Origin of the sequence: Sphingobacterium bambusae, from assembly GCF_033955345.1 — a bacterium.
Classification (GTDB): domain Bacteria; phylum Bacteroidota; class Bacteroidia; order Sphingobacteriales; family Sphingobacteriaceae; genus Sphingobacterium; species Sphingobacterium bambusae.
Genome location: NZ_CP138332.1, coordinates 1,995,274 through 2,017,553, shown reverse-complemented (window position 1 = coordinate 2,017,553; position 22,280 = coordinate 1,995,274). Strand labels below are relative to the sequence as shown.

18 protein-coding genes and 3 tRNA genes are annotated in these 22,280 nt (G+C 45.7%); 10 read left to right on the top strand and 11 right to left on the bottom strand.

Annotation, left to right across the window (positions count from 1 at the left end):
- Window positions 1–38: 38 nt before the first annotated feature.
- On the bottom strand, window positions 39–1,667 hold the full coding sequence (locus tag SCB77_RS08625) for an NAD+ synthase (RefSeq protein WP_320186025.1): 1,629 nt from the start codon (window positions 1,665–1,667) through the stop codon (window positions 39–41).
- A 21-nt stretch (window positions 1,668–1,688) separates the two neighbouring features.
- Window positions 1,689–2,330: a porin family protein gene (locus tag SCB77_RS08620; protein ID WP_320186024.1), complete on the bottom strand. Its 642-nt coding sequence runs from the start codon at window positions 2,328–2,330 to the stop codon at window positions 1,689–1,691.
- Between the two features lie 65 nt (window positions 2,331–2,395).
- Between SCB77_RS08620 and gldB the strand changes: the two genes are divergently transcribed.
- A complete protein-coding gene (gldB, locus tag SCB77_RS08615) occupies window positions 2,396–3,427 on the top strand; it encodes a gliding motility lipoprotein GldB (protein ID WP_320186023.1) in 1,032 nt (343 codons plus the stop codon).
- A gap of 79 nt (window positions 3,428–3,506) precedes the next feature.
- Here gldB and SCB77_RS08610 read toward each other — a convergent pair whose 3' ends face one another.
- On the bottom strand, window positions 3,507–4,154 hold the full coding sequence (locus tag SCB77_RS08610; protein WP_320186022.1) for an FKBP-type peptidyl-prolyl cis-trans isomerase: 648 nt from the start codon (window positions 4,152–4,154) through the stop codon (window positions 3,507–3,509).
- Window positions 4,155–4,234: 80 nt separating this feature from the next.
- Window positions 4,235–4,849 (bottom strand): FKBP-type peptidyl-prolyl cis-trans isomerase, encoded by a 615-nt coding sequence (locus SCB77_RS08605; RefSeq protein ID WP_320186021.1) that lies wholly within the window; start codon window positions 4,847–4,849, stop codon window positions 4,235–4,237.
- A 384-nt stretch (window positions 4,850–5,233) separates the two neighbouring features.
- Between SCB77_RS08605 and SCB77_RS08600 the strand changes: the two genes are divergently transcribed.
- The gene (locus tag SCB77_RS08600) at window positions 5,234–6,079 is read left to right on the top strand and encodes a M57 family metalloprotease (RefSeq protein WP_320186020.1); all 846 of its coding nucleotides are present in this window, start codon (window positions 5,234–5,236) and stop codon (window positions 6,077–6,079) included.
- Between the two features lie 70 nt (window positions 6,080–6,149).
- Here SCB77_RS08600 and SCB77_RS08595 read toward each other — a convergent pair whose 3' ends face one another.
- From SCB77_RS08595 to panC, 6 genes are all read right to left on the bottom strand, one after another.
- A complete protein-coding gene (locus SCB77_RS08595) occupies window positions 6,150–7,028 on the bottom strand; it encodes a hypothetical protein (protein ID WP_320186019.1) in 879 nt (292 codons plus the stop codon).
- 189 nt (window positions 7,029–7,217) lie between these two features.
- The gene (locus tag SCB77_RS08590) at window positions 7,218–7,685 is read right to left on the bottom strand and encodes a thioredoxin family protein (RefSeq protein WP_320186018.1); all 468 of its coding nucleotides are present in this window, start codon (window positions 7,683–7,685) and stop codon (window positions 7,218–7,220) included.
- Window positions 7,686–7,748: 63 nt separating this feature from the next.
- Window positions 7,749–10,094, bottom strand: coding sequence for a TonB-dependent receptor (locus SCB77_RS08585; RefSeq protein ID WP_320186017.1), 2,346 nt, complete (start codon window positions 10,092–10,094; stop codon window positions 7,749–7,751).
- Between the two features lie 243 nt (window positions 10,095–10,337).
- A complete protein-coding gene (locus SCB77_RS08580) occupies window positions 10,338–10,703 on the bottom strand; it encodes a hypothetical protein (RefSeq protein WP_320186016.1) in 366 nt (121 codons plus the stop codon).
- Between the two features lie 58 nt (window positions 10,704–10,761).
- On the bottom strand, window positions 10,762–11,112 hold the full coding sequence (gene panD / locus SCB77_RS08575; RefSeq protein ID WP_320186015.1) for an aspartate 1-decarboxylase: 351 nt from the start codon (window positions 11,110–11,112) through the stop codon (window positions 10,762–10,764).
- Window positions 11,113–11,258: 146 nt separating this feature from the next.
- Window positions 11,259–12,104 carry a pantoate--beta-alanine ligase gene (gene panC / locus SCB77_RS08570; RefSeq protein WP_320186014.1) on the bottom strand — a complete coding sequence of 282 codons (846 nt, stop codon included), beginning with the start codon at window positions 12,102–12,104 and terminating at the stop codon, window positions 11,259–11,261.
- A 144-nt stretch (window positions 12,105–12,248) separates the two neighbouring features.
- On the opposite strand from panC, the gene SCB77_RS08565 reads away from it, so the two are divergent.
- The 8 genes from SCB77_RS08565 (at window position 12,249) to SCB77_RS08530 (ending at window position 19,902) form a co-directional block, all read left to right on the top strand.
- Window positions 12,249–13,076 (top strand): glycogen/starch synthase, encoded by an 828-nt coding sequence (locus SCB77_RS08565; RefSeq protein WP_320186013.1) that lies wholly within the window; start codon window positions 12,249–12,251, stop codon window positions 13,074–13,076.
- Window positions 13,077–13,354: 278 nt separating this feature from the next.
- On the top strand, window positions 13,355–17,407 hold the full coding sequence (locus SCB77_RS08560) for a glycoside hydrolase family 2 TIM barrel-domain containing protein (RefSeq protein ID WP_320186012.1): 4,053 nt from the start codon (window positions 13,355–13,357) through the stop codon (window positions 17,405–17,407).
- A gap of 115 nt (window positions 17,408–17,522) precedes the next feature.
- Window positions 17,523–17,852 (top strand): DMT family transporter, encoded by a 330-nt coding sequence (locus tag SCB77_RS08555; protein ID WP_320186011.1) that lies wholly within the window; start codon window positions 17,523–17,525, stop codon window positions 17,850–17,852.
- Between the two features lie 74 nt (window positions 17,853–17,926).
- The gene (prfA, locus tag SCB77_RS08550) at window positions 17,927–19,000 is read left to right on the top strand and encodes a peptide chain release factor 1 (protein WP_320186010.1); all 1,074 of its coding nucleotides are present in this window, start codon (window positions 17,927–17,929) and stop codon (window positions 18,998–19,000) included.
- 72 nt (window positions 19,001–19,072) lie between these two features.
- Window positions 19,073–19,146: transfer RNA gene (locus SCB77_RS08545), tRNA-Asp, on the top strand.
- 60 nt (window positions 19,147–19,206) lie between these two features.
- Window positions 19,207–19,280: transfer RNA gene (locus SCB77_RS08540), tRNA-Asp, on the top strand.
- Between the two features lie 36 nt (window positions 19,281–19,316).
- A tRNA-Asp gene (locus SCB77_RS08535) sits at window positions 19,317–19,390 on the top strand.
- Window positions 19,391–19,623: 233 nt separating this feature from the next.
- Window positions 19,624–19,902: a hypothetical protein gene (locus tag SCB77_RS08530; RefSeq protein ID WP_320186009.1), complete on the top strand. Its 279-nt coding sequence runs from the start codon at window positions 19,624–19,626 to the stop codon at window positions 19,900–19,902.
- Window positions 19,903–20,019: 117 nt separating this feature from the next.
- Here SCB77_RS08530 and SCB77_RS08525 read toward each other — a convergent pair whose 3' ends face one another.
- Window positions 20,020–22,167 carry a prolyl oligopeptidase family serine peptidase gene (locus SCB77_RS08525; RefSeq protein WP_320186008.1) on the bottom strand — a complete coding sequence of 716 codons (2,148 nt, stop codon included), beginning with the start codon at window positions 22,165–22,167 and terminating at the stop codon, window positions 20,020–20,022.
- Between the last annotated feature and the right edge of the window lie 113 nt (window positions 22,168–22,280).

Here is a 22,280-nt window from a genome sequence, read left to right as displayed (position 1 = left end):
ATATATGTTAGACGGAGCTGCTTGCCAATGGTTTAATGTTAAAATGTATATTTTGCAACCAAAGGCATTACCCGCCCATTGCCAAATGCTTTGGGGCTGACACGCAAAATAGGCGGCGCCTGAAAACGTTTAAACTCTGCATTATTGAGCAGTTTCGCAATACGCGATACCAAGGCGTCATCAAAACCCGATTGAACGACTTCTGATGCCGATTTTTCGAGCTCGATCAGCTGGTACAGCACGCTGTCCAAAATATCGTAGGGAGGCAACGAATCGGAATCCTGTTGGCCGGGGCGCAGCTCGGCAGAGGGTGGTTTCACCAAGGTATTCGTCGGAATAATTTCCCGCTCTCGGTTGATATAGTTGGCCAAGGCATAGGCCTGCGTTTTATAGACATCGCCAATAACGCTGAGTGATCCCGCCATATCACCATAAAGTGTGCCGTAGCCTACAGCAGCTTCACTCTTGTTGGACGTATTGAGCAAAATGTGGCCAAACTTATTGGAGAAGGCCATCAGCAGCGTGCCGCGGATGCGTGCTTGGATATTCTCTTCGGTGAGATCGGCTTCTTTGCCCGCAAATGTCTCTGCGAGAGTAACGTCAAAGGCCGATGCGACATCCTTGATCGGGATGATGCGGTGTGCGCAGCCTGTGTTGTTAACCAAGTCAAGGGCATCTTTCAGGGAGTGATCGCTCGAGTAGATGGACGGCATCAAGATGGCCATTACATTTTCAGCGCCAAGCGCTTCGCAGGCCAGTGCCGCAACAATGGCCGAGTCTATTCCGCCGGATAGACCCAATACCGCTTTCTTGAAGCCCGATTTGTGGAAGTAATCACGTATCCCTAACAATAAGGCTTCGTAGATCAAGGCTATTTCTCCATCTTTTTGATGTTCTTTTTTCTCGGCAAGCGCCTTTATGTCGACGAGTCGATAATCCTCGTTGAAGCCTTTGAGCTCGGCCAAGATCTCACCGTGTCCATCCAAGGCCAGGGAGCGGCCATCAAAAATAATATCAGTGTGCGCACCAATTTGATTGACGTATACCAGCGGACAACCCGCCTTGATGACGTTTCGCTTTAATACCTGCAGTCTGTTTTCGAAGTGTACGTACGAGAAAGGAGAGGCCGCGATATTGACGATCACTGTGGGGTTTTCCTTGCGGAGCTCGGCCATCAGGTCGCCAACATAGTTGTTGGAGGTCTCATCGTCCCATAAATCTTCACAGATCGTTAGTGCCACCTTCTCGCCACGGATATCTATACAGGATACAGTGGCGCTGGGTTCAAAATAACGGTATTCATCAAACACGTCGTAGTCGGGCAGTAGGCTTTTCTTGGTGATAGACTTGATTGCGCCATCTTCAAGAAGCACCGCCGCATTGTATAAGGCTTTGCCCTCTGGATCGGTATTGCGCACCGGCGCGCCAATTACACAGCTGATGCCCTGACAGGCCTTGGCAATTTCCAGTAGGCTTGCGTCACATTGATCCAAGAAGCGCTGGTTGCGTAGTAGATCCTTGGCGGGGTAACCGCTCACGGCAAGTTCTGCAAATACAATCAAATCAGCGCCATCTGTCTTGGCGCGTTCGATGCTGTCGATTATTTTATTGTTGTTATCGGCAAAGTTGCCAATATGGTAGTTTAATTGCGCTAATGCTATCTTCATCGTTTGTAAAGTCAATGTTCCTTAAAATAATAAGCCAATGTTCAATGCGCAATAGGATAGCTTGGGGCTACCATCTCTCATTGTGCGGGTAAAGCCATTATTGTACGATAAGCCGGTCATGGCCGATAGGCTGTTTGTCAGCCTCCATTCGGCGCCAGCACCGATCAACAATCCGAGCCTAAAGATGTCATCGCCATCGATAGCGCGATAGCCTGTAGATGTTTCTACGCGCTCTTTTCCGGAAACCTTAACGCCTGCGGTGAATCCGAATTGTCCGTAAAAACGAGCGGCACCTCCCACATTGGTCTTTAGCTTGATGGCTAAAGGCACTTCTGCATATTGTAGGCGATACGTTTTATCCTCCACTAGGTCTGCATTTCCGTTGGCAGTAGACTGGCTGTACAGTGTGTTGATCAGTAGTCCTGTTGAGAAGTAATAGTTGCGGGCAAATCCCAGATCGGCTACAAGACCATAAGCGTAGCCTACTTTCGGGCTGCTCTCGCGACTATCCCCATCTTGATAGTTTAACCAGCTCATGTTCGGACTAAACGTTAGTCCCAAGGAGATGTTCTTATCGTAACTGTAATACTGTGCTTTCGTAGTATGAACGGAGAAAAGGAAGAAAAGGACGGGAAAAAATAAAAATTTGAAATATGGAGTCATTGCTAACGGATTTATATATGTAAAATTAATAATTACTTTTGTCGTAACACAAAAAATTAGCAAGGATGCCAAAAAAGATCATACCGTTCGCTCTGTTTGTTATGCTGCTCTGCAGCGCAGGCTGTCGGCAGGAAAAGAAATTGCCTCCTGTGGATCATATTCCCGTAGATATTAAAATAGAACGGTTTGATCAGGCCTTGAGTAAGGTAGAGCCTGAAGAGTTGGCTACTGCAAATGCGCGCTGGTCATCCAGCTATGGTGCTTTTTATGCGGATTATGTTCCCTTTATGCTGGAGGCAGGCGATCCGCGAGATCCACAAACCGTAGAGAAGAATCTGGCTTACATTGTGCAGCAAAAAGACTTCCTTGCGCTAAAAGCTGCTGTCGCAAAGGTATACCCCGATATGAAACAGCAGGAGAAAGAGCTCACGCAAGCATTCAAGTACGTAAAATATTACTTTCCCAATTACACGGTGCCGCGCTTTATCTCCTTTTTCTCGGGCTTTTCTGTACAGGTACCCATTGGGGAAGGGTATATTGGCATCGGCCTCGATATGTTTCTCGGCGCCGATTCGGAGTTTTATCCTGCCTTGGTGAAGACTATTCCGCGCTATCTTTCCAAGCGCTTTGCTCCCGCATACATCGCACCCCGTGTTGTGGAAAGTGTATTGCGACAGGAGCTCATCCCACAAGGTGAAACCGATAGAAATACGCTGCAACATATGCTTTACGAAGGGAAATTGCTTTTGGCATTGGACTCTATGTTGCCCCATACGGCAGATACGCTTAAGATTGGCTACAGCGATGCGCAGTTGCAATGGGCCAAAGCTTATCAGCCGGAAGTGTGGGCTTGGTTTCTGCAGGAAGATCTGCTCTACAGTACGGATTATCTTCGTATACAGCGCTATTTCACGGAAGGACCGTTCACCGCCGAGCTCGGCGAAAATAATGAGTCGGCACCGAAGCTCGGAACGTATTTAGGCTGGCAAATTGTGCGACAATATATGGAGCGAAACCCTGAAATTACTTTAGCGCAGTTGCTAGCCAATACCGATGCACAGGATATATTGACGAAATCGAAGTTTAAAGGGAAGTAGGAGAGCATTATGTAAACTGATTGACAACAAAAAAAGCTATCTCTAAGGATAGCTTTTTGTTAATGTATTTATAATATTATTACTCAATGGAAATTACTTCAAATTCGTAAACCAAAGGTTGGTTTGCAGGGATAGTCGATGATGAAGCGTTGGTCTCTGTCCAAATTGACGGAGAAATCACGCGAAACTTACTTCCTGTTTTCAGTCCGTCCTTTGTAAGTCCTCCCAATTGGTCGATTTTTACTTGATTGCCGTTGTAAGAAATTGAATAAGGGTAAAATGAGTAAAGCCAAACGAAGCTGAATGCCGCATTATTGTAGTTCAATGTGTAAGTTCCACCTGTAGCATCGCTTTGAACAACGGTTTTGCTTAATGTCGATACGGAATATTTCAATTTTACAGTTGGGACAACAAATCCGCTACCGCTGTATTTGTATTCATACGTATTGTTAGACGGTGCAGATAATATCTCATAGTACATTCCACGAGTTACCTTCTTGCCCAATCTTGGCAAATTTATAGATGTAGTATCTGTCACAGGGTTCGTAAATTCGGCTGCGACATAGGCTTGTATCGCGTTTCTTTGTGAATTTAATACAGAATCGAATCTTCTCTCTTCAGCCAAAGCCTGACCTTCATAGTCAATGTCGTCACCTTTGTCCATGCAGGCCGTGAAGGTAGTTGCAACTACAGCGAATGCGATTAATGGTTTAAATAGATTTTTCATAAATATCTCTAGTCTTTTTCAATTGAATATAACGCTGTTTTTTGTTAGCATGCTACAACAGCACGATTTATTATTTATTTTTATTTAACATCAACGACGTCGAGCTCAAAATATAGCGGTGAATTGGCCGGAATTTTGTCCATAGATTGCGCATCATAAGCCCAAGGAGAGGGGGTAACAAACTTGATTTTACCTCCTTTTTTTAATCCGTTCGTTGTCAAACCTCCCACCTTGTAGGTATTTCCATTAACACTAATCGATTTAGGGAAGAAAGCCAATTGCCATGCGCCGATTACATTACGCAAAGACGAGGTAAAGTCCTTATCAATCGGTGATTGATCGAAAACTGTCCCGTCAAGTAAGGTGCCTTTATACTTGGCCGTAATGTTAGGGACGACGAGTGAATTGTTCATCACCATATAGGTATAGGATGCATCATCTCCAGCTTGAACTAATTGGTACCATATACCGGTAGCCGTATCCAGTTTCGCATTCACCAAATTCGCGTCCGCAAAAGCTTTGATCGCCGGAGCTTGTTCTTTCAGTAGTTTCTGTATGCGAGCGTTATTGATGGAGTCTTGAATTCGTTGTTCTTCTAGTGCTTTTTCGTAATCTAGATCATTGTTTTTTGAACAAGATGAAAAAGTTGCCACAGCGAGTGTAACGATAATTGCTAGTTTAGGTAGGATGTTCATAAAATTATTTGAATACATTTTGTGGTTAGAACGATATGTTTGCCGTTTTGCTACAGCAAACATAAAAAAAATGATGAATAGTTTTAATGGATAGTTTAAATGAAATGTAACGACTATTGGTTGTGACGAAGCTTAGAAGTTATTTGATAGAAATGTTTTGGTGAATTTACTATCGGGAAATTTATAGCGATTTTGTTATTTGTAATTATATCAGATTTTTTATTTGGAATATAGTTTTTTATTTGTTTAAAAATCTGATTTTTAGTTGTTTGTTTTGAATTTACTGCAGTATTTTTTTTCTGTATAAAATGTTTTTAATCAATATTTTTTGAAACAAAATGTGTTTATATTTAACCATTGTTTTACCATATAAACATATGTATTATGAAGTTTAAAGTTTTATTTATCGCTGGATTACTATGTGCAATTATTGTCCAGTCCTGTAAAAAAGAAAATCTCGCAGTCGTCTCAAAGGAGCAAGAGGACCTGTCGAATGTGAAAGCTGCTCTCATTAAACTTGGTTTTGATACAGCGACGGCGATTATTAAAGGAGAAGATATCTTTGTCGAGGAAGATATTCTATTAAAAAGGTCGGAGCTTTTTAAAACGCAGCCTAGACAGGCGGTTATTCGACCAAATAGTATTGGTGCGTTAGGGTATCTATTGCGTTCGTTTACTTACTTTATTGCGAACTCCTTAACTCACCATAGAGACGTCCTAAGCGGTATTAGTGAAATAAGGAACGTCATGCCCAATCGCGTTACTATGACACGAGTTTACACTGAAGCTGGAGCTGACTTAGTTTTTCGCGGATATAATGAATCTAGTACGATCTGTGGATTTGCTTCATGGCCAACAATGAACTGGGGTATAGCTACTATTGAATTAGTTGTAGGAGAATCAGTTAATATTAACTTGTTCCAGTGGAGAAACTTAAATGCTTCTCAAAGGAGAACACTGATTGCTCACGAGATAGGCCATGCTATTGGCATAAGACATACCAATTGGAGACAATATGGAGAAGGTGAATTCTTTTCGATTACTAATCGTGATGGTAGCCCAATCACTTACGGCGCATATACAGTTCCCAATACAAATAATACGTCCTTAAATCCTGATCCGTCTTCAATTTTTAATGGCAATAGTTGTGGCAGAAGTTGGGGAAGCGGCTTTACTGTCGGTGATAGACTTGCAATTCGGTATGTATCGACGAATATATTTAATCCGTAAACTATGAATACCAATTTTTGCGTCAAGCTTGTCGTTTACCGGTTTTTTGTAAAACTAGATATTATATCTTTTATAGGTTAATCTGTAGTCCAAGACTGGATCCGATGGATGCCGCTCGGCTTCCATTAAATCTCGTTACCTGTCTTACTCCGTTTCGTAAGAAAGTTCGGTCTCTTCCGGCATTTATTTGTTGTGCAAAATATCCTCCCGCTATATAGAAAGAAATCCGGGAGGATATTTTTGTGGATAGTCCTGCAGAGCCGCCATAATGAGCTCCGTTGCTTTCTTGCATAAAACTGACGGGATGTTCAAACGTAGGGATTAAGTTCCAGTTTCCTATTCCCGTATAATCAACAAGGGCGTAGGATAAAGTTGCTAATGCCTGTAGTTTGCTTCCTAGATGCGTATGGAAGGATGTGCCAACTTGTACACCCTGTTGGCGTGTGCTGTACCAGGTGTCAAGATTTGGCACCGATGACGAGGTCATGGAAAAAGTTTGGGAGGTATTTATGTAAGAGACGTTTGCATCGACTGTTACAAAAGGATTTTTATAGAGATTGTAGGCGAGTCCTGTTTGTAGATGCTGCATACCTCCTTTGGAGCTGTTAAAATGTAGTTCATAAGTTGGAGTTGTTCGGTTGTCATGTTGATAGTCAATGTCACTGCCTGTTCCGCTAAGGGTTTGCCTGTTTTCAATCGTCAAAATAACGCTTGTCTTTGGAAGAATTTTATAATTTCCGTTTACGCTGAGGCCTAAACCGACAATATTCTGGTACTTTAATTCAGATAATATATTTGGGTTTGTTCCGTCGGCATTGCCTGCTATGGACCAACTAAAATCCTGTATGGAAATACCGGATGCAACGTTGATCTGCAGCTTCTCTTGAGAGTGGGCACGAAAACCACAGGCTAGAATCAGTGCAAGAATCAGTATGTGTTGCTTGATCATAAATACGAAATAGGGTTACATATGCAAACAAATATACGTGGTCTTTACATGCTGATTGCTTACAAAATGATTTGTTAATTATATTGATAAATATACAATATAGTTTCGTTTCAGGTTTTCGTTTTGATTGGAGTAATTTATTTTCTATATTTTTTGCAAAAACCTCAAACAAACTATACCCTCGCAAAGCTATTGCAGGGCGTTCGACAGTTTCTCAGGACTCAAATATTCAAAATAGCGCTGCTTTACCGTGAAGTCGGGGCTTAGTATCAATGTGGTGGGGAATATAAAATCGCCATGGCGTGCTGCCAAGATTTTGGCAATATCGTGGTAGCTTCCTCTTCTTTTCTTGGAGCGCTTGTTGGTCAGGATCTGTCCGTCGAAGGACAGGCTGTCTACACTTTCCGCATCAAAGCGAACAGCGTGATAGTCGTTGTTGAGGGTATGTATGATTTTCGGATCCGTGAACACCGCGCTGTCCATCTTTCGGCAATACACGCACCAGTCGGTATGGAAAAACAGGAACACGGGTTTTGGATCTACACGTAACGCTTCCGATAGTTGTTCAAAGGAGATCCACTTGACCGCCTCCCGATGTTGGGCATAGGTTTGCATGCTGACGCAGAAGGCAAGGAGGGTAATCAGGTATCGTTTCATGTCGTACTGTTTTTTAGGAGGCGATGAGGGATGATTGCTACTATCCCTCATCGCTGCCTATTGTTAATGGAAATGGCCTATCTTCACGCCGAACGTGTAGGTGCGCGGTTTAGTAGGTCCATATACATAGTCGGAATCCCGAAATGGGCCGGTATCAAAATCTTTTTGGAAGGCGTTGAACATATTCTGCACGCCAGTGAACACTTCTACATTGAAGTTTTTCTTAACGGCAAAGGTGTAGCCTAGGCGGAGGTTGAGCTCCATGAAGTCTGGTGCATCCTTAACGATCATGCGGCCATCCGTTTGGTAGTGCGGTACAAGCATGCCACCCGTGTATACGCCCGTCACATCGACGGCGAATTGCTTGGTCGCTTTGATGTTGGTATTCAAATACCCATACACGTTGGGCGTGCGCATATAGCGTGTCGTGCGGATATCGTCGGCATCGGTCTCGCCTTCAAAGATGAGTTGCTCTTCGCTGTATTTGGCGCGTTGTATGGTTCCTCCCGCCTGGATACTCAGTGCGCTGGATGGAGCGACGCTTAGCTCGATATTACTTCCATATACGCTGGATCGGCTACCATTGCGCATTTCCTGTAAGATAATGTCCGCCTCTTCGGAGGTCATTACCGTGGTGAACGGATTTTGCAAATCGGTGAAAAATCCCTCGACCAATAGGCTGGCCTGCGTGTTGCCAAAATTACGCGTATAGTTCAGCGAGCCGGTATAGGCGTTGGAATATTCTGTTTCTAAGTTTTCGCCCATCAACACAAATACCTGCTGTCCGCCGATAGAGGTGACGTGCATATCCTCGTTGAAGGCTTGAGGCGCGCGGAAGCCACGCGCATAACCACCGCGAAACTGCAAGGCCTCGGTGATGTCGTATAAGATGGTTAGGCGTGGACTCAAGGTGCCAAAGCTTTGGTCTGAGCGACGCGTGTTGCTTAGCAGTTGATAGGTGCCGTCCACATAGGTGTAGTCGTAGCGTGCACCCATTAGGGCCTTCAGTTGGTCAAGCAGCTTCCACTCATACTGTGCATAGGTGCCTACGGCATGCGTACGTTGATCGATGCTGCGCTGGTAGGCCGGAATTTGGTCTTCGGTACGGTTTCCATTGTATTCTACACCTGCGGTGAACACATCGCGCTCGAAGTTGTAGTTGTACTGTGCGCCGGCCACCATAGCAAAGTCGTCGGTTGTGCCATAAGAGTTGGCCGCAACTACACTATCCTGATGCGTACGAGCGCCACCAAGGCCACCGTAGTAGCTATCGCGCTTGCTTTTTTGCGCCGAAGCGTAGAGCGATAGCTTATGTTTCCAATCTTTGGAGTAATGGTCATAGGTGATGCCACCAATGATGGAGTTGGTCTGTATCTGCTCGGTGATGTCGCTGAAGTGCGGCGCCAAATCGAGGCGGTCGCCCCCGCGACGGAACTCGTTGAGCACGCTCATGTCGACGGTTATTTTATCAAATTCCGAAGGCTTGAAGAAAGCCTTGGCACCGAAGGTTGTGTTGCGCAGCTTGGTTATTTCGGTAAATCCATCGCCGTTGGCGTCCCAAGGCTGGCGGTCGCGGTGCATACCGTAGAACGTAACCCCATTCATGAGGTCGTCCTCCACAAAAGAGGTGTTAAAGTCGAGGGTATTATCCCAGGAGCTTCCGCCGGTAAGCGAGTTGGTGGATTTGATCTGCCAATCGTTTTCCACGGGATCTTTGGTGATGATGTTGATCGTCCCGGCAATAGCGTTGGCACCAAATAGGGCTGATCCACCACTGCGCACGACTTCGATGCGGTCGATCATGCTGGTCGGGATTTGGTCGAGGCCATAGACGCTGTTTAGAGCGCTGAATACCGAGCGGCTGTTGATAAGTATCTGCGAATAGGCTCCTTCGAGTCCGTTTAGCCGCACTTGGGAAAAGCCACAGTTTTGACAGTTGTTCTCTACGCGCACACCGGGCTGGTAGGCCAATGTTTCCGACATGGCGACAGACTGCGTCGCGTTAAAAAGTTTCGGGCCGAGCACGTTGACAACAACGGGGGCTTCACGTCGGTCGATACCGTAGCGTGTGGCGCTGACCACCACTTCGTTGATCGCTAAGTTGTCTTCCTGCAGCTGGATGAGGATAGGGACGCTTTTCTGTGCTGCTGTTAATACCTTTTTGCTGGTTTGATAGCCTACCGCACGGATCACTATGGTCGATTTGTCTTGTGGTACTTTCATTAGGGTGAACTTTCCTTGGCTATCGGTGGCCGCGGCAATGCTGCTGCCCTCGACGAGCACGGTTGCCTGCATAACGGGCTCTCCCTGTGCTGTGGTGACGGTGCCGCTGAGGTTGTTCTGCGCAAATAAAAGGATAGGTGAGAGGAAAAGAACAAGGGCAAAAAGCCTGTAGTATATGTTGATCATGTATATAGATGTGAAAATGCTTTAAATGATGTGTTGTTCGTCTTCACGAAAGCGTTCAGCATGGGCCAACAGCCGAAGATAGAACAGCTTCGGGAGCCAAGCATGCCGGCAAGTTTTGCAAAAAGGGACACTGCGCTAGATAGTTTTCAACGGGGCGAAAAGCCCTAGTAAACACAACAACGTACCTTTTGGCAAGATTCGTCAAGATGAGATGTAATTAAATTTAAACTTGTGTAGGGAATGTTAGGCAATCGAGGGCGGTCCGCGCAGGTCATAATGGAAGATCGACTGGGACACCGTTGTGGCCACAAGCTCTGCAAAGTGTATGTGGAGCTGGCGCGGCGTGATGGCCATTTCGAAGACCTGTAGAGTGGGCGCAAGGAAAGCGCCTGCAAAAACGACGTTTAAGTATTGGATCTCCGCATCCGACTCGTGATGGTGCGACTGTCCTTTTTTCGTAAAGTCGTAGGGGTGAACGTGGGTGATGATCTCACCGGTAGAGGTGATCTCTTTGTGCATAAACACCACGCCGCTGATAATAATAGCGACCGTCCAAGCGCTTAAGAGGTAAGCGATGAGGGAACGGTATGTGGTTGTCAATTTATGCATCAAAAAAAATAGCGCTACCAAATCGATAGCGCTATAAAATTAGGGAATGCTTTTGATATTATACAATTAATTTATTGTTATCATCTGGGAAAACTAAGCCCGGCTTATGCGATTTTGCCTCTTCGGGTGTCATATGTGCATAGGAAATGATGATAACGATATCGCCCACTTGCACCATGCGCGCTGCTGCGCCGTTGAGGCAGATGGTGCCTGTGCCGCGCTCGCCGGTAATGACATAGGTCTCTAGGCGTGCTCCATTATTGTTGTTTACAATCTGCACTTTCTCATTGGCGACGATGTTTGCCGCATCCATCAAATCTTCATCTATCGTGATACTGCCCACATAGTTCAATTCAGCCTGCGTTACACGAACGCGGTGAATCTTTGACTTCATTACTTCAATTAACATGCTGCAAAATTACCTTATTTTTTTCTAAAATCTGTATGCTCCGTGTCAGAAAGCCCAGCCAAGCATGCTTGATAGGTACCCAGCCACTTTTTGGCTGTTTTTTTATTGATAAACAAGGGGTAAGCATATACTACTACAGAATATGTCTAACTCAAGATCATGTTATCGATCAGACGAACGCCTTCAATCCAGGCAACAACCAGCGCAACGTAGCTGTTGCTCGGCTCTACGGTGGAAACTTCTTCTAGGCTACGACTTTCACAGATAGCAAGGTATTCCACCGTCACTTCTGCTGCGGCAATCAAGATTTTGTTTGCGGCCTCTTTGACCTCGGCTACCGATTGCTGTCCGATATGGTCTTTGATGTAGGATAATGCTTGGTAAAGGCATAAAGCCTTGATCTTTCCTTCATCAGAGAGGCGGCTGTTTCTTGAGCTCAAGGCCAATCCTTTCGCACTGCGCACGGTTGGGCAGATCAAAATGCGTATCGGCATTTTTTTGCTATCCACCAAGCGTTGGATAACCATCACCTGCTGAAAATCTTTCTGTCCGAAGCAAGCGATATCGGGTTCTACCAAGTTGAAGAGCTTGTAGACGATCTGCGTGACGCCCTGAAAATGTCCGGGGCGTTTTTCACCTTCCCAGATACTATCGAGGTTACCTAAGTCAATATGCCAAGGTTTATCATCTGCGGGATACATCTCTTCCACGCTAGGCATAAAAAGAACGTCGCATCCTGCTGCGTTAAGCAACGCTATGTCGTTTTCTATAGGACGCGGATATTTCTCGAGGTCTTTTGGGTCGTTAAACTGTGTGGGATTGACAAAAATGCTGCATACCACGAGCTGAGCTACCTGCTGTGCCTCCTGAATCAAGGCGAGATGGCCTTGGTGTAATGCGCCCATGGTCGGAACAAGGGCGACCTTGCCGTCCACCTGTCTATGCGCACACAAATGCGTTTGGAGTTCCTCTTTGGTTTTAAATATTTTCACCGTAAAACGTTAAATAAGGGCGTAAAATTGCATAAATAAATCCGAAATATAAAGTTGTGAAAACTAACTAATTGTAAAATCCACAAAATATTCGTACCTTTGTGTACCGATTTTACTATTCGATAAATAAAAAAACAATTGGAGATGGCAAAAACGAAAATATTGTTTGTAACCCATGAGATGTCGCCTTTCCTTGAACTAAGTAAAATTTCTGAAATTACACGCCAGTTACCGCAAGCTATGCAAGAAAAAGGATTTGAAATCCGGATTCTTATGCCCCGTTTTGGTAATATCAATGAGCGCAGAAATCGTCTTCACGAAGTGATAAGGTTGTCGGGAATGAACATCGTGGTGGATAACAATGATAATCCGCTAATCATTAAAGTGGCTTCATTACCTGCTGCACGGATGCAGGTCTATTTTTTGGATAATGAAGAGTATTTCCAGCGGAAAAAGGTTTTTCGTGACGAGAAGGGTGAGTTTTTTGCAGACAATAACGAGCGATCGTTGTTTTTCTGCAAGGGAGCGCTGGAGACGGTGAAAAAGCTGGGATGGTCACCCGATGTGGTGCATTGCCACGGTTGGTTCTCGGCCATGGTACCGGCTTATCTCAAGACCACTTACAAGGATGATCCTGCTTTTAAAGATGCGAAAGTGATGTACTCGCTTTATGCTAATGAAGAGTTTGGCTCCTTGGGTGCGAAATACGGCGAGATGGCCGCTCAGGTGGATCTTTCTGCCGAGGAAGCTGCTCCATATGGCGACGGATCGTACGTGGACCTATACAAAGGCGCCCTATCGTTTACGGATATCGCTGTATTCCCTGATGGGGAGGTTCATCCCGAATTGAAAGCTTATGTGGAAGAAAAGGGCATTCGCAGCTTCACGCCCAGCGGTGATGAAGATTACGAAGGTTTCTCGGAGATATTCGATGAGTTTTCCACGGTTGACGCCGAAGCGGCATCAGCATAACCTGATTTTTAGTTTTAATAAGATAAAAGGCGCAGTCATGCGCCTTTTTTTGTGGATAAACGGAAGCATGCTAAGGCGTGCTACTCATTGATCATATGTTTGTGTTAGCGCCTGTCATCCGTTGCCCACCCAAGCATAAATCGTGTATAGGAAAAAATTACACAATCGTTTGTACTTCCAGATAAACAGCTGTTTAGCGCAAGTTGCTTGTAAAGTGCATCATCTCGACTTGCTTTTCTGCATTTGGATGCCAATTTTTGTTAAAACGATATCGTATAATGATGACTAACACCATAACCTCTGCTTGCAAGATTGTCTGGTTTTTTATGTTTCCACTGCTGCTGTTGGGACAGAGCCGACCTGCGGTGGATTCTATTCCCGGATTTGCCTATGGGGAGCAGGCGCATCCTTCCGGAAAGGAATGGGAATCCCCCGAAGCATTATCCCTCAATAAAGAATTGCCGCACGCCTATCATTTCTCTTTTAAGAAGGTGGAGTCGGCACGTGCCGTGTTGCCGGAGTATTCCGAATATTGGCGCTCGTTGGATGGTACGTGGAAGTTTCATTGGGCCAAAACACCCACCGAACGGCCTCAGGATTTTTATCGGTCTGATTTTAATGCCGCAGCTTGGGACGATGTGCCCGTGCCAATGAGCTGGAATATCCTTGGTATTCAAAAGGATGGTACCTTGAAATATGGCGTGCCAATCTATGTGAACCAGCCTGTAATCTTTCAACACCAAGTGAAGGTAGACGATTGGCGGGGTGGCGTGATGCGCACACCTCCTCAGCATTGGACGACCTATATAGACCGGAATGAGGTGGGGTCCTATCGTCGTAGCTTCTCGGTGCCTGCGGATTGGAAGGACAAAGAGGTTTACATCAACTTTGATGGAGTAGACTCTTTCTTCTATCTGTGGATCAATGGTAAATATGTAGGGTTTTCAAAAAATTCTAGAAACCTCGCATCGTTTAATATCAGCAAATATTTGCGGGCTAAAGGAGAGAATATTGTTGCGGTGGAGGTATATCGCAATTCCGATGCTTCCTTCTTGGAGGCTCAGGATATGTTTCGGCTTCCCGGTATTTTTCGAACTGTATCTATCTCGGCCAAACCTAAGGTGCAGATTCGTAATCTCGTCGCCATTCCCGATCTCGATAGCGCATACAAACAGGCCAGTTTACAGGTGACGGCCGAAGTAACAAACCAAGCTGGACAGGATGTGGCAGGTTACGCTATTCGGTATAGTTTATATGCCAATAAGCTTTATAGCGATGAAGGTGTGAAGGTTGACGCCATCAATTTGCGGCGCTCGATAGGGACGGTTCAAAAAGGAGCTACCGCTGTTGTCGACCAAGCCCTTAAAGTAGACAATCCACAGAAATGGTCTGCAGAAAATCCGTATCGGTATACGTTGATTGCCGAGTTGCTGGATCGAAAAGGAAAAGTGGTCGATGTGGTGTCCAGTTATATAGGCTTCCGTAAGGTAGAAATCAAAGATACCCCGGCGCAGCAGGATGAGTTTGGTCTTGCCGGCCGTTATTTTTACGTAAACGGAAAGCCGGTAAAGCTAAAAGGTGTAAACCGACACGAAACAAACCCCGAAAAGGGAAAAGTTATCTCGCGCAAGCAGATGGAAGAGGAGGTGAAGCTGATGAAAAGGGCTAACATCAACCATGTTCGAAATTCGCATTACCCCGACGATCCCTATTGGTATTACCTCTGCGACAAATATGGTATCTACTTGGAGGATGAAGCAAATCTAGAAAGCCATGAATACTATTATGGTGAAGCCTCACTGTCGCACCCACCGGAATGGAAAAATGCACATGTAGCGCGCAACTTGGAGATGGTACACGCGACGATTAACCATCCGGCCATCGTGATTTGGTCTTTGGGTAACGAGGCGGGTCCTGGAAAGAACTTTGTGGCCGCCTACGAAGCCATTAAGAAGGTGGATGTCTCTCGTCCGGTGCAGTACGAGCGCAATAATAGCATTGTCGATATGGGCTCGAACCAATACCCGTCCATCGACTGGGTGCGCGAGGCGGTAAAAGGGAAGTACAGGTTGAAGTATCCCTTTCATATTTCGGAGTATGCCCATTCCATGGGTAATGCCACCGGCAACTTGATTGACTATTGGGAAGCAATCGAATCGACTAATTTCTTTATGGGAGGAGCTATTTGGGACTGGATAGATCAATCGATGTATGCCTATGACAAGACTACGGGTGAGCGGTATGTGGCCTATGGTGGTGATTTTGGGGACAAGCCTAATGACGGTACTTTTGTGATGAATGGATTAGTGTTTTCTGACTTGACACCCAAACCGGCCTATTTTGAAGTACGTAAAGTTTACCAGAATGTAGCCGTACGTGCGGTAGATATGCAAATGGGAACGGTAGAAATATTCAATAAAAACTATTTCAACAGTTTGGACGACTATGATGTGCTGTGGTCGCTATGGAAAGATGGTGTCGAAATCGAGCGAAAGGCTACGTTTAAGGGCGATGTGACAAACATAGCGGCAAGAACGGGGCGTCAAGTTTCGATACCGTATGATTTTTCTAGTCTTGATCCCCAATCAGAATATTTTGTCAAAGTGCAGTTTCTACTCAAAGAGGATCGGCCTTGGGCGGCAGCCGGCGAGGTGCAGATGGAGGAGCAGCTGCTCGTTAAAACTGCCGACATGTGGCCATCTATAGTAAGCGTAGCAAAGGGGGAAGCCATACAGATCAACGGCGAAGCTGGGTTAAAAGTGTTAAAAGGGAAGGACTTTGTGGTGAAATTTGACGATGCCACGGGAAGCATCTACCAGCTTGTCTATGGCGGTAATATTCTTATCCGCGATGGCGAAGGACCGCGCTTGGATGCGCTACGTGCACCACTGGACAATGATAACTGGGCTTATCAGCAATGGTTCGAAAAGGGACTGCATCAGTTGAAACACCGGGCCTTGCAAGCGAATGCTTATCCGCGAGCGGATGGCGCTTATGTGCTTTCCTATACGGTGGAATCACAGGCCGCACATGGAGCGACAATTCGCGGAGGAAGCTCGGGCACCTATACCTTGGACGAGCACCAAGATGTGCCTTTTAATAAAAGCGACTTTAAATTTACCAGCAATTATATTTGGACCGTCTATCCGGATGGTTCTATCGAGCTGCAGAGCAGCATCACGTCGAACAACAGTAGCTTGATCCTTCCGCATCTAGGTTTTGCTATGCAGATACCTGCCGATTATGGGCAGTACAGCTACTATGGTCGTGGTCCGGTAAACAACTATGCCGACAGGAAAACAGGGCAGTTTATACAACGCTATGATAGTACGGTCGAAGGGCAATATTTTCCTTGGCCTAAGCCACAGTCGACCGGAAATAGGGAAGATTTACGCTGGTGTGCATTGACCAATAGCGCTGGCAGCGGTCTGCTCTTTGTTGCAAAGGATCAATTTGCTGCTTCGGCTTTGCCTTGGAGCGAGTTAGAGATGACTTTAGCGCCCCATACGCATCAGTTGCCTAAAAGTTCCGGCACGCACCTCTACCTTTTGGCGGATGTGACTGGCCTTGGTGGTAACAGCTGTGGACAGGGACCGCCATTGGAACAGGATCGCGTCAGGGCTTCTGCACAGCGTTTCGGTTTTTTGATTCGGCCATTGCAGCAACATAACCAGGCCTTGCAGGCCAAAGTTGCCTTAGCGGGGAATATGCCCATCCGCATCGTGCGCGACCAAAAAGGTGAGGTGCAGGTTGCTTCCGAACGGGGCGATTCCCGCTTGATGGTACAGGTAGGTAATAAACCTGCACAGCCATATACTACGCCATTTGTGTTACGTGATGCGGCGGAGGTATCTGCTTGGTACGCCGATAACGAGAAATCGAAAGTTAGTCTGCGTTTTCCAAAGATAGAGACCATTAGCATGCAAGTGCTTTCGGCATCCAGCCAAGAAAGGGGAGAAGGAAATGCGGAACATCTCGTGGATGGTGATCCATCGACAATTTGGCATACCATGTACTCGGTAACCGTAGCACAGTATCCGCATTGGGTAGATTTTGATGCGGGTGAGCTTAAGCTAGTGAAGGGTTTTACGTATTTGCCTCGACAAAACGGAGCAAACGGACGCATAAAAGGCTATCGTTTGCAGCTTAGCACGGATGGTAAAAACTGGAGTGACACGGTGGCGGAAGGAGAGTTTAATCGTGATGGTAAATTGAAAACCATCATGCTGGCGAAGCCTACAAAAGCGCGTTTCATTCGGTTTACTGCCTTGAGCGCCCAAGATGGGCAAGATTTTGCCTCTGCAGCGGAATTTTCCGTGTTGGCCGACTAACGGTCGATATATGCCTGATGAAAACGCCTCGGATTTCCCGGGGCGTTTTTTTAGCATTTGTAAAAAGGAGGAAACGGCGGAATGACGAACTTTGCTAGCATCAAAAAAGGAAGCTATGAATTGGATTATTTTAATTATCGCCGGTCTATTTGAAGTTGGATTTACCTCTTGCTTGGGAAAAGCAAAGACCACTACGGGAACCGAAATGTATGGTTGGTATGGCGGTTTTGGCCTTTGCTTGGTCGTCAGTATGTTGTTACTTATGAATGCAACCCAAAGCTTGCCCCTGGGCACGGCCTACGCCGTTTGGACGGGTATTGGTGCTGTGGGAACGGTCTTAGTGGGCATCATTGTCTTTAAAGAACCTGCGGACTTTTGGCGCGTGTTTTTTATCGTGACGCTTATCGCTTCCATCATCGGCTTGAAAGCGGTTTCCTCGCATTAATACCAAAATTTTACGTACTTTTGTGGCTATTACAAAGATAGGCAGATGATGCCTGTTTGGTAGCTATACGTATTATGTTAGAGAAACTACAAGCCATAAAAGAAAGATGGGAAGAGGTGGAAGCTGAATTGAGCAACCCCGAAACCATAAACGATATGAAGCGTTTTGCCAAGTTGAATAAAGAATACAAGGACTTGGGGAAAATCGTTGAGCAGTATCATATTTACAGGAATATCGTGAGCAACATGGATGCAAACAAGGATATTCTGGTGAATGAAAAGGATCAGGAATTACGGGAAATGGCGAAGGAAGAGCAAGATCTCCTGTATACCCAAAAGGAAGAAAAAGAAGAAGAGATTCGACTTATGCTTATTCCGAAGGATCCTGAGGATGCTAAAAATGCCATTATCGAGATTCGTGGTGGAACAGGCGGTGATGAGGCTGCATTATTTGCTGGAGACCTTTACCGTATGTACACACGTTATTTTGAAACGAAAGGCTGGCGTAATGAGGTGATGGATGTAACGGAAGGTACATCTGGCGGCTATAAGGAGGTTATCTTAAAGGTGATTGGCGAGGATGCGTACGGGCAACTGAAATATGAGTCGGGTGTACATCGTGTGCAACGTGTTCCTGATACGGAAACCCAAGGAAGGGTGCATACCTCTGCTGCTTCAGTAGCCGTATTGCCCGAAGCAGAAGAAGTCGATGTGGAATTGAACCCAGGGGATATCGAACTGCAGACCTCTCGCTCAGGGGGGGCCGGTGGACAAAACGTGAACAAGGTAGAAACTAAAGTACAATTGACGCATAAACCTTCGGGAATTGTCGTTGTATGTCAGGTAGAGCGTTCGCAATTGGCCAACCGCGAATTGGCGATGGAGATGTTGCGGAATAAACTGTATGAACTCGAAGTACAGAAGAAACATGGCGATGTTGCGGCCAAACGGAAGACGATGGTATCAACCGGTGACCGCTCGGCAAAAGTGCGTACATACAACTATCCACAAGGACGCGTTACCGAGCACCGTATAGGCTTGACCATGTATAATCTGCCCGCTATTATGGATGGTGATATTCAGGGGATTATCGATGCCTTGCAATTTGCGGAAAACGCAGAAAAGATGAAAGAGGGCGCTGTAGACTAGTTTTTTTTAAAAAAGTTTAGCAGATATCGAAATAAACACTATATTTGCACACCTTCTCGGAAGAAGGGTTTAGGTCTGGTAGTTCAGCTGGTTAGAATACATGCCTGTCACGCATGGGGTCGCGGGTTCGAGTCCCGTCCAGACCGCAAAAACAAGGGAAGCAAGGGCTTCAAAAACGTTCTTTACAATACACTTTAAAAGAAATTGGTCTGGTAGTTCAGCTGGTTAGAATACATGCCTGTCACGCATGGGGTCGCGGGTTCGAGTCCCGTCCAGACCGCACAATTTCCACGGAAATCATTCTTTTAAAGACTTTGGTCTGGTAGTTCAGCTGGTTAGAATACATGCCTGTCACGCATGGGGTCGCGGGTTCGAGTCCCGTCCAGACCGCAAAAAAGGCACTTCGCAAGAGGTGCCTTTTTTCGTTTCAAGGATTTTTTTGGGGTGCAAAGCTACAAGATTACGACTAGTAAAACTAGGATAATCGAGCCAAAATGCTACAAACCTCAAAAAAAATGCTTGGCTCATCTACTTTTTAGCTTAAAACATGCATTTAAATAGGTTTAAAGGCCGATAAATGGCTGCCTTGTTCGTTTGAAAAAAGTCTAGCACTTTTAACAGAAATGCTAGCATTTCTGTTAAAAGTGCTAGCTGTTTTGACAAAAGTGCTAGGTGTTCTGACAAAAATGCTAGCATGTCCAAAAGAAGTGCTAGACTTTCTGGAAGAAATGCTAGGTGTTACGATCTACATGCTAGCGTTTAACAAAATTATGCTAGCACTTGCGAAGAAACAGCTAGGCTTTAGAAAAGAAGTTCTAGGTGTTTTGTTCGAAGTCCCAGCATGTTTAACAAAACAGATAGCTGTTACAGTTTATTTGTTAGGTATTCGTACGCAATTGTAGGCAGTTCAAGAGAGAAAGCTATCATCTTTAACCTATAAATAAGCGCATTTATGCGATAGTATATATGCTCCCGACGAGCACTATTCTTCATCGGGAGCATGTACTTATAGATTGTACTTACTTAATTTCAGCGTAAGGCAAGTTCATGTTCTGGAACATAAACGCCCATTTGTCGGTTTGCTCAGCAATGACCATAGCGGTGGATTTTCCGGCGCCATGCCCTGCCTTGGTATCAATACGAATAAGAACAGGATTGCTGCCTTTGTTGTATTCCTGAAGACGCGCAGCAAACTTAAAGGAGTGTGCTGGGACTACGCGGTCGTCATGATCGGCTGTGGTGACCATCGTGGCCGGATAAGCCGTTTCCGGTTTCAGGGCATGATAAGGCGAGTATTTGTATAAATAGTCAAACATTTCCTTGTTGTCATCAGCCGTGCCGTAATCAAAGGCCCATCCTGCACCGGCAGTAAACTTATGGTAACGGAGCATATCGAGTACGCCTACTGCTGGGAAAGCCACTTTGAACAATTCAGGACGCTGTGTCATGGAAGCGCCCACCAGTAGCCCGCCATTGGAACCGCCAGAGATCGCCAGTTTTTCTGACGAGGTATATTTTTCTTGGATCAGGTACTCCGCCGCCGCAATAAAGTCGTCAAACACATTTTGTTTCTTCAGCTTTGTGCCCGCCAAGTGCCAGTTCTCGCCATACTCGCCGCCTCCACGTAGATTCGCAACCGCGTACACGCCTCCTTGCTCTAGTAGAATAACGTTGCTCGTCGAGAATGAAGGGGTAAGGCTAACGTTGAAGCCGCCATAACCGTATAACATCGTGGGATTGCTGCCATCGAGTTTGATGCCCTTCTTGTAGGTGATGATCATCGGTACTTTTGTGCCATCTTTCGATGTGTAGAATACCTGCTTGGATTCGTACTTTGAAGGGTCGAACTTAATGGCAGAGGTTTTATAAACTTCCGATTTGCCACTGGCAATATCATATTTGTAGATCGTGCCGGGGTTTACGTAATTGGTGAAAGAATAATAAAGATCTTTATCCTTAAACTTCGCGCCAAAGCCTGCCGCGGTACCCACACCGGGAAGTTCGATGTCGCGCTCTAGCTTGCCACTGCGATCATACTGTTTAACGAGGGAAGTGGCATCTTTTAGGTAGTTAGCGAAGATTTTGCCGCCACCAGTCGAAGGAGATAGCACTTGGTCGGTTTCTTTGATAAGGTCTTGCCAATTTGCCGAAGTAGGTTTTGTGAAATCGGCCGTGACGACCTTACCATTCGGCGCATTGAGTTCCGTGTAGATAAATAGCTTGGTACCCTCATTGTCGATGATATAGTGATTTTTTTCCATGTTATCCACTACGCTAACAAAAGCGGCGTTGGGCACGGACAGATCTTTTATGTAGAGTTCATTTCCTGACGTGGTGTTGGCCGCCGAGAGAATAAGGAAACGCTCGTCTTCCGTTAAGCTAGCGCCGATATAACGCCGCGGGGTAGTGGCTCCACCAAAGATTAGTTTATCGTCTTTCTGCGGGGTGTTTAATTGGTGAAAATACAGCTTATGCTGATCAGTCATCGCCGATAGGGCCGATCCTTGCTTTGGCTTATCATAACTGCTGTAGTAAAAGCCTTCGTTGCCCTGCCAAGCAAGTCCGGAAAATTTCACATCAATTAGCGTATCGCCGATGACTTTATTCTCGGCGGCCTGAAGAACGATGACCTTGCGCCAATCTGATCCGCCTTCGGAAATCTGATAGGCGACGAGCGATCCGTCTTTGCTAAAGGAAATGCCGGCTAGCGAAGTGGTGCCATCTTCAGAGAACTTATTGGGATCGAGAAAAAGCTCTTCTTTGCCATCCTCGCCTTTCTTGCGATACAGAACATATTGGTTTTGCAAGCCATCGTTCTTGTAGTAATAGATGTAGTCGCCCTCTTGGAAAGGGGCAGTCTCTTTCTCGTAGTTCCATAGATCTTCCAATCGCTTCCGGATATTCTCCCGGAAAGGAATTTGGGAGAGGTAGTCGTCAGTGACTTCGTTTTCGGCCGCGACCCACTGCTTTGTCTTGTCAGATAAATCATCTTCCAACCAGCGATAAGGATCGTCTACCGCCGTTCCAAAGTAGCTGTCTTGCTGTGTTGTTTTTTCGGTTGTCGGGTAGGGTTTTAACACGATATCGTTCTTTGATTCAATAATTTTTTGCTGTTGACAGGCGCCTAAGCTGAGTGCCAAAAGCATAATTCCCAAATTTCTATTCATAATCTGATTATTTTTTTAAGCGCGTGGCGCCTGTGTTTCTATGCAAGTTACAAAAAGTGCCCCGAAACGCAAATACCAAGCGCGGAAGCTTTCCCATTTCTCCCTTTTAACCT